The sequence below is a fragment of the Duganella sp. Leaf61 genome (assembly GCF_001421905.1).
Lineage (GTDB): Bacteria > Pseudomonadota > Gammaproteobacteria > Burkholderiales > Burkholderiaceae_D > Rugamonas > Rugamonas zoogloeoides.
Genome location: NZ_LMLM01000019.1, coordinates 1 through 7527, shown reverse-complemented (window position 1 = coordinate 7527; position 7527 = coordinate 1). Strand labels below are relative to the sequence as shown.

Below are 7527 nucleotides of genomic sequence, written 5' to 3'. Positions count from 1 at the left end.
GTATGAAGCGTTTAGCTTGTTTCGTCAACCTTCTTTTCCGTACTTTTTTACCTTCGCTTCACTCTGCATTTGCATGCGGTGTTCTGCGAGGGGGCGAATTATAGCCAAGCATCCGCCCCGTCGGCAAGTATTTTTTGAAGGCTGTAAAACTACGCCTCAACCGGTCCCCTGGACGCCGGAGCCAATTGCGCCAACTCCTCGTCCGTGAACAGGCGCGACCTGGTGAGAAAGCGCCGGCCGGTGCCGTTATCGAGTGAGAACATGCCGCCGTTGCCATCGACCACGTCGATGAGCAACTGCGTATGTTCCCAGTAGGCGAATTGCTCGCTACCCATGTAGAACGGTGCACCCTCGAGTTCGCCCAAAAACACATCGGTATCGGAGATGGCAAACTCGCCGGCCGCGTAGCACATCGGTGCGCTGCCATCGCAACAGCCGCCCGACTGGAAAAACATCAGCGGGCCATGCCGTGCGCGCAGCGTGGCCAGCATCTCGCGCGCTGCCGGGGTGGCCGTTACCCTTGCGATGGCGTCGCTCATCGCCGCCCCCTAGAAGAAGCCGAGCGCATTGGGGCTGTACGACACCAGCAGGTTCTTGGTTTGCTGGTAGTGATCAAGCATCATCTTGTGATTCTCGCGGCCGATGCCCGATTGCTTGTAACCGCCGAACGCGGCATGGGCCGGATACAGGTGGTAGCAGTTGGTCCACACGCGGCCCGCCTGGATGGCGCGGCCCACCCGGAACGCGCGTGAACCGTCGCGCGTCCACAGCCCGGCGCCCAGGCCGTACAAGGTATCGTTGGCGATGCGCAGCGCGTCTTCCTCGTCCTTGAACGTGGTGACCGATACCACCGGGCCGAAGATCTCTTCCTGGAAAATGCGCATGCTGTTCTCGCCCTTGAACACCGTGGGACGCACGTAATACCCTTCCCGCAGATCACCGCCCTGGACGTTGCGCTCACCGCCAGCCAGTACCTCGGCGCCCTCCTGCTTGCCGATGTCGATGTACGACAGGATTTTTTCCAGCTGCTCTTGCGAGGCTTGGGCGCCAAGCATGGTACCGGCGTCGAGCGGATTGCCCTGCTTGATGGCGGCCACGCGGGCCAGTGCGCGTTCGATGAATGGCTCGTAGATCGATTCTTCGATCAGCACGCGCGACGGGCACGTGCACACCTCGCCCTGGTTCAGCGCGAACATGGCAAAGCCTTCCAGGCATTTGTCGAAGAAGGCGTCGTCGGCGTCCATCACGTCGGCAAAGAAGATGTTGGGCGATTTGCCACCCAGCTCGAGCGTGACGGGAATCAGGTTTTGCGCTGCGTACTGCATGATCAGGCGGCCGGTGCCAGTTTCTCCGGTAAAGGCGATCTTGGCGATGCGCTTGTTTGATGCCAGCGGCTTGCCGGCCTCCAGGCCATAGCCGTTGACGATGTTGAGCACGCCTGGCGGCAGCAGGTCGCCGATCATCTCGATCAATACCATGATCGAAGCCGGCGTTTGCTCGGCCGGTTTCAGCACCACGCAATTGCCGGCTGCGAGCGCCGGCGCCAGCTTCCACACTGCCATCAGGATCGGAAAATTCCACGGGATGATCTGGCCGACCACGCCCAGCGGCTCGTGGAAGTGGTACGCATAGGTTTCCGAATCGATCTGCGCGACCGAGCCTTCCTGGGCGCGGATGCAGCCAGCAAAATACCGGAAGTGATCGATCGCCAGCGGGATGTCGGCATTGGTGGTTTCGCGGATCGGCTTGCCGTTGTCGATGGTCTCGGCCGTGGCCAGCACGGCCAGGTTGGCTTCCATGCGGTCGGCGATCTTGTTGAGGATATTGGCACGCTCGGCTTGCGAGGTCTTGCCCCAGGCAACCTTGGCAGCATGGGCGGCGTCCAGCGCCAGTTCCACGTCATCGGCCGTGGAGCGCGCCACTTCGCAAAACACCTGGCCCGTGATCGGCGTAATGTTGCCGAAATATTCGCCCTTGACCGGGGCGACGAACTTGCCGCCGATGTAGTTGTCGTAGCGTTGCCTGAACGGATTGGCTACGCCAAGTTTGCTGATGTCTGCCAGATTCATGTCGTCCTCTTTCTCGTTGGATGTCATCAAAAATGCGGAAATTACGGTCCTGCCTTGATCGTACAAACGGTGAGACATCTACCCTGCCACAACTGGGCAGTAGGCGGCGCACGCTGCGGTCATGGTGCAGCGCACCGCAGCGGCGCGGTGAGCAGGATGGCAACGGCTACTTTATGATGGCGGCAACTTGTCACACCATCCGGAGTCTTTATGCAGCAGTACCCTGTTCGCTGGAACGCCATCGCCGCGCTGGTCGCGCTGGGCGGCGCCACTGTCACCTTCGCCCGGGCGGAGGAAGCGGCGCCCTTGCCGGTCGCCGACGTGGTGGTGGTCAGCGCCACCCGCATCGGTCATACCGTCTTCGACATGCCGGCCTCGATCGACGTAATCGACGCCGGCCGCATCCAGCAAAGCCAGCCGCGCGTGAACGCGAGCGAAGCATTGGCTGCCGTACCGGGGCTGGTGGCGCAGAACCGCCAGAACTATGCGCAGGACTTGCAGATCTCGTCGCGCGGCTTCGGCGCCCGGTCCACCTTCGGTGTGCGCGGCGTGCGCCTGATCGCCGACGGCATCCCGGCCAGCATGCCCGACGGCCAGGGCCAGGCCGCCACCTTCAACCTCGACATGGCCGAACGCATCGAAGTGCTGCGCGGGCCGTTTTCCGCAATCTACGGCAACCACTCGGGCGGCGTGATCCAGCTTTTTACGCGCGATGGCAAAGGCGCGCCCACCATCGAAACCAGCGTCAGTGCCGGCAGCTACGGCAGCCGCAAGGCAGATGTGAATGCCCAGGGCAAGCAAGGCACGGTGGGCTATGTGCTCGACGCGTCGCGCTTCGAGACCGACGGCTACCGCGCCCACAGCGCCGCCACCCGCGACCAGGCATTCGCCAAGCTGACGCTGGCGCCCGTCGATAACGCCAAGCTGACCATCGTCGCCAACGGCCTGCGCCAGAAAGACACGCAAGATCCGCTGGGCGTGTCGTGGGCCACGTACCAGCGCGATCCGCGCGCCGGCGAGACCGATGCGTCCGACACCCAAACACCGAAACGCACGCTGGCCGATCGCTACGACACCCGCAAAAGCATCGATCACCAGCAAATCGGCGCCAACTGGGAACAGCAATTCGGCGACGACCGCTTGCGCGTGATGGTCTATGGCGGTAATCGCCAGGTGATCCAGTACCAGTCGTTCTCGCGCGCGTTCCAGGCCCCCGCCACGCACTCGGGCGGCGTGATCGATTTCGACCGCGATTTCTACGGCGCCGATGTCAGCTGGACCCACGTCAGTCAGTTGGGCGGCGGCACATTGAGCACCACGTTCGGCGTGGAATATGGCCGCTCCAGCGACGACCGCAAGGGCTACGAGAACTACATCGGCCCCCAGTTCGGCGTGAAAGGCGCGTTGCGCCGCGACGAGCAGGACGTGGTATCGAATCTCGACCCGTACCTGCAGACGGAATGGCAGGCGGGCGACTGGATGCTGAGCGCAGGCGTGCGCCGTAGCACCGTCAAAGTCTCGGTCGATGACCGCTTTGCCAGCAACGGCATCGACAGCGGCAACCTCGAATTCAGTCACACCACACCCGTGCTGGGCGTGTTGTACCGGGTATCACCGATGGTCAATGTGTACGCCAGCGCCGCGCGCGGTTTCGAAACACCGACGCTCAACGAACTGTTTTACTCCAGCGCGGGCGGCTTCAACTTCGGTCTGAAGCCGGCGCAGAGCACGCACCTGGAAACCGGCATCAAGACCAAACTGGACCAGCGCACCAGCCTGAATGCCGCCGTCTTCCAGGTGCGCACCAGCGACGAGGTGGTGGTGGACAGCAGCGGCGGCGGCCGTACCAGCTACCGCAACGCCAGCAAGACGCTGCGGCGGGGACTCGAAGTATCGCTCGACTCAACGTGGCAATATGGCCTGAGTACCCGCGTGGCGCTCACCGCATTGCGCGCCACATACGACCAGGCCTTTGGCGCCGTACCGGAAGGCAGCCGCCTGCCCGGCGTGCCAAAAGCCAATGTGTATGCCGAGCTGGCGTGGAAGGACAGCGCCGACCGCTTCGGCGCCGCACTGGAAGGCATCGCCACCAGCAAGATTGTCGCGGACGACGCCAACGCCGACCAGGCCGCCCCCGGCTACGGCATCGTCAACGCGCGCGTGAGCGCCAACCAGCAGTGGAACGGCTGGCGCTTCAAGCAGTTCGCGCGCCTGAACAACCTGCTCGACAAAAACTATGTCGGCTCGGTGATCGTGGGCGATACCAATAAACGCTATTACGAGGCGGCGCCGCAGCGCAACTGGCTGCTGGGCGTGAGCGCGGCTTACCAGTTTTAAGACCGCACCGGAGAAGTTAAAAAAAGAGTAACCTTGGGCATACCGTAATTTCAGGAATGCCCATGAATCTCCGCGTTGCGATACTTGCGCTGGCCGACCGCCACAACCTGACGCCCGATGCCGGCCGCCGGCTGAAAGAGCTGGCCGCACTCGATGCGCCGCCGCCATCGCTGCTGCGCTACCTGCCGTTCGGCATGGCGGTACTGGCAGCGGTACTGGCTGGATTGGGCATCGTATTCTGGGTAGCCGCCAATTGGGACGCGTTGCCGCGCACTGCGCGCTTTGCCCTGCTTGAAGCGACCGTGCTGGTCACCTTGCTGGGCGCGTGGCGCGTGCCGGCCGCCCGCATTCCTTTTGCCGTGCTCGGCTTTATCGCCTGCGGCGGCCTGTTCGCCTATTTCGGCCAGACGTACCAGACCGGCGCCGATCCCTGGCAATTGTTTGCGCTATGGGCCGCGTTGACGTTGCCACTGTGCCTGGCCGTGCGGCATGACGTGCTATGGGTGGCGTGGGTAGTCGTGGCGCTCACTGCCGCCCAGCTGTTGGCGCAGGTGCGCAGCAACGGCTGGTGGTGGAATACCGAGATCTCGCTGGCCGACAGCCTCGGTTCCTGGGTACCGGCCATGGCGCTGGCGTTCTTCTTCAAGCTCGCGCCGTCCGCATGGACAGGCGCAGGGGCGTGGCCGGTGCGCTTGAGCATGATCTACGCCATCATCGGCCTGGCCACCATGTCGGTGCGCAGCCTGTTTTCCACCGGCGACAGCAGCTTTTACCCGGTCTCGCTGCTGATCATGGCAGGGCTTGCAATCACCTTCAGCCGGCGCGGCCTGTTCGATCTTTTTGTGCTCAGCGCGCTGGGCCTGGGCGCCAACGTCCTGCTGGTGTGCGGCATGGCGCAACTGCTGCTGGGCGTGCGCAGCAATGAAATCGGCGCCCTGCTGCTGATCGGCTGCGTCTCCGCCGCCCTGCTGGCCGGCACCGTCAAACTGATCGTCCACCTGGCGCGCGTGCAACACGGGGAGCACATCGTATGAGCAAGCGCTTGCAACACCTGATCGATACGGCAACCGCCCAAGGTATTCTCCCCCGCGACACCGCGCCCAAGGCAGCGGCACGGCCATGGCCGGTGGTGCTGATGACCGGACTCGGCGCCTGGCTCGCCGCTGTGCCGCTCCTGGCCGTGTTGTTCATGCTCTTCGGCAGTGCGCTCGAAACCGGCGTGCTGTGCTATGTGTTTGGCGCCGGCTTTCTGTTCGGGGCCGTGCGCGTGCTGCGCTCGAACACGGTGTCACCGTTTGTCGAGCAGCTGGGATTGCCGGTGCTGCTGGTCGGTGGCATGCTGCTGGTGTTCGGGCTGTTGCGCGACATGCCATATATCGCCGCCGAAGGGTTGCTGCTGGTGATCGTGATCGGCACGGCGTGGCTGGTACCGCAGCACTGGTTGCGCGTGTTGTTCGGTGCGCTGGCCGGCGCGATTTTCATCTTGATGAACACGCCGCATCAAAGTTCCGGGCAATTCCACCTTTGGGCCGGTATCCAGTTGGCGTTGGTGCTGTGGCTGATCGCCGTCTTCCTTGCCGACAGCCATGCGCCGTCGCGCCGGCGCGCACACAAGATGATCGTGCTCGAGACCATGTCCAACGGCTGGATTTTGCTCACGTTGGCAGCACTGGCCTACGATTCCGGCTCGACCTTCCTGGCGCCGGTGGCGCTCGGCCATGTGCGCGACGCGGGGGCAACCGCCGATTCGTCATATTCCATGGTCAAGGCACTGTCCGCCGTCATGGCAATCGCGGGCGCCGGCTGGCTCGGCCATCGCTGGACGGTCTTGCGCGCGCCCCGTTATGCAGCGGCCGCCGCCATTCTTGCCATACTGTCCTGGCTGGTGCCAGGACTGGGAGCAGCACTGCTGGTACTGGCAGTCTGCGTCGGCAGCGGTCGTTGGCGACTGGCGGTGGCCAGCGCGGTGGCAGCAGGCTGGATCATCGGCACATTTTATTATCAGCTCGACGTGACGCTGGCCAGCAAGGCCGCGATCATGGTCGGCATGGGCGCGGCAGTTGGCGTGATTGCGTGGCTTGGTCGCCCAGTCAGCCAGACGGTTAGCCAGTCCGCCGGCGTGCCGCCAATTGCCGCGCCTGGCATTGGATCGCCGGCATTAACCACCACGCGCACCCAGCTGGCGGGCATTGCCGCCACGCTGTTGCTTACGCTGGTGGTGGCCAACGGGGCGATCTGGCAAAAGCAAGCGCTGATCAGCAGCGGTCGCCCGATATTTATCGCCCTGGCGCCGGCCGATCCGCGTTCGCTGATGCAGGGCGACTACATGACGCTCAATTTCCAGTTGCCAGTCGTGGAGAATTTGCGAACCGCGCGCCGCGCACAGGTGATCGCCAAGGTCGATGAACGAGGCGTGGCGGTCATGCAGGGCCTGGCTACCGGACAAGCGCTGGCAGCCGATGAAATCGTGATCGAGCTGCTGCAAACGGGCAGTGGTTTGCGGCCGGCCACCGATGCCTGGTATTTCAAGGAAGGTGAAACGCAGCGCTGGAGCGGCGCCAAATACGGGGAATTCAGAATCGACGGCAAAGGAAGAGCGCTGCTGGTCAATCTACGCGGTCCGGATCTGGAGCCCTTATAAAATGGCTCGGGAATGAAAAAAGCCCCACCAGCGTTGCGCGCTCGGTGGGGCTTTTAAGTATAACTAGCTTGACGATAACCTACTTTCACACTGGTTGCAGCACTATCATCGGCGCAAAGTCGTTTCACGGTCCTGTTCGGGATGGGAAGGGGTGGGACCGACTTGCTATGGTCANCCTACTTTCACACTGGTTGCAGCACTATCATCGGCGCAAAGTCGTTTCACGGTCCTGTTCGGGATGGGAAGGGGTGGGACCGACTTGCTATGGTCATCAAGCATTGACCGGTACTACGGGCGTCGCGTCTTTTTCCGCGCCGCTTTAACAAATTAGGGGTGAAAAAGCCCCGCCTGGATCACCTTGGGATCACCACAACGGGGCTGTTTCTATATAACTAGCCTGACGATAACCTACTTTCACACTGGTTGCAGCACTATCATCGGCGCAAAGTCGTTTCACGGTCCTGTTCGGGATGGGAAGGG

Annotated in this window: 5 protein-coding genes and 1 rRNA gene; 3 read left to right on the top strand and 3 right to left on the bottom strand. The window is 62.8% G+C overall.

Going from position 1 to position 7527, the window contains the following annotated elements:
- Positions 1-149: 149 nt before the first annotated feature.
- Both ASF04_RS12985 and adh read right to left on the bottom strand, forming a co-directional pair.
- Positions 150-539: a DUF779 domain-containing protein gene (locus ASF04_RS12985; protein WP_056142192.1), complete on the bottom strand. Its 390-nt coding sequence runs from the start codon at positions 537-539 to the stop codon at positions 150-152.
- A gap of 9 nt (positions 540-548) precedes the next feature.
- On the bottom strand, positions 549-2069 hold the full coding sequence (gene adh / locus ASF04_RS12980; RefSeq protein ID WP_056142197.1) for an aldehyde dehydrogenase: 1521 nt from the start codon (positions 2067-2069) through the stop codon (positions 549-551).
- 210 nt (positions 2070-2279) lie between these two features.
- Here adh and ASF04_RS12975 point away from each other — a divergent pair, with 210 nt between their 5' ends.
- From ASF04_RS12975 to ASF04_RS12965, 3 genes are all read left to right on the top strand, one after another.
- Positions 2280-4406 (top strand): TonB-dependent receptor, encoded by a 2127-nt coding sequence (locus ASF04_RS12975; protein ID WP_056142191.1) that lies wholly within the window; start codon positions 2280-2282, stop codon positions 4404-4406.
- Between the two features lie 62 nt (positions 4407-4468).
- Positions 4469-5440 carry a DUF2157 domain-containing protein gene (locus ASF04_RS12970; protein ID WP_056142188.1) on the top strand — a complete coding sequence of 324 codons (972 nt, stop codon included), beginning with the start codon at positions 4469-4471 and terminating at the stop codon, positions 5438-5440.
- Entirely contained in the window at positions 5437-7047 is a 1611-nt protein-coding gene (locus ASF04_RS12965; protein WP_056142185.1) for a GDYXXLXY domain-containing protein, read from the top strand. Before ASF04_RS12970 ends, ASF04_RS12965 begins: the two co-directional genes overlap by 4 nt.
- Positions 7048-7113: 66 nt before the next feature.
- Here the strand turns inward: ASF04_RS12965 and rrf are convergent.
- Positions 7114-7226, bottom strand: a 5S ribosomal RNA gene (gene rrf / locus ASF04_RS12960).
- Positions 7227-7527: the final 301 nt, after the last annotated feature.

What these genes read in the sequence shown, in the direction of transcription:
- ASF04_RS12985 (WP_056142192.1), bottom strand. Translation starts at nt 539, where the DNA reads ATGAGCGACGCCATCGCAAGGGTAACGGCCACCCCGGCAGCGCGCGAG.
- adh (WP_056142197.1), bottom strand. Translation starts at nt 2,069, where the DNA reads ATGAATCTGGCAGACATCAGCAAACTTGGCGTAGCCAATCCGTTCAGG.
- ASF04_RS12975 (WP_056142191.1), top strand. Translation starts at nt 2,280, where the DNA reads ATGCAGCAGTACCCTGTTCGCTGGAACGCCATCGCCGCGCTGGTCGCG.
- ASF04_RS12970 (WP_056142188.1), top strand. Translation starts at nt 4,469, where the DNA reads ATGAATCTCCGCGTTGCGATACTTGCGCTGGCCGACCGCCACAACCTG.
- ASF04_RS12965 (WP_056142185.1), top strand. Translation starts at nt 5,437, where the DNA reads ATGAGCAAGCGCTTGCAACACCTGATCGATACGGCAACCGCCCAAGGT.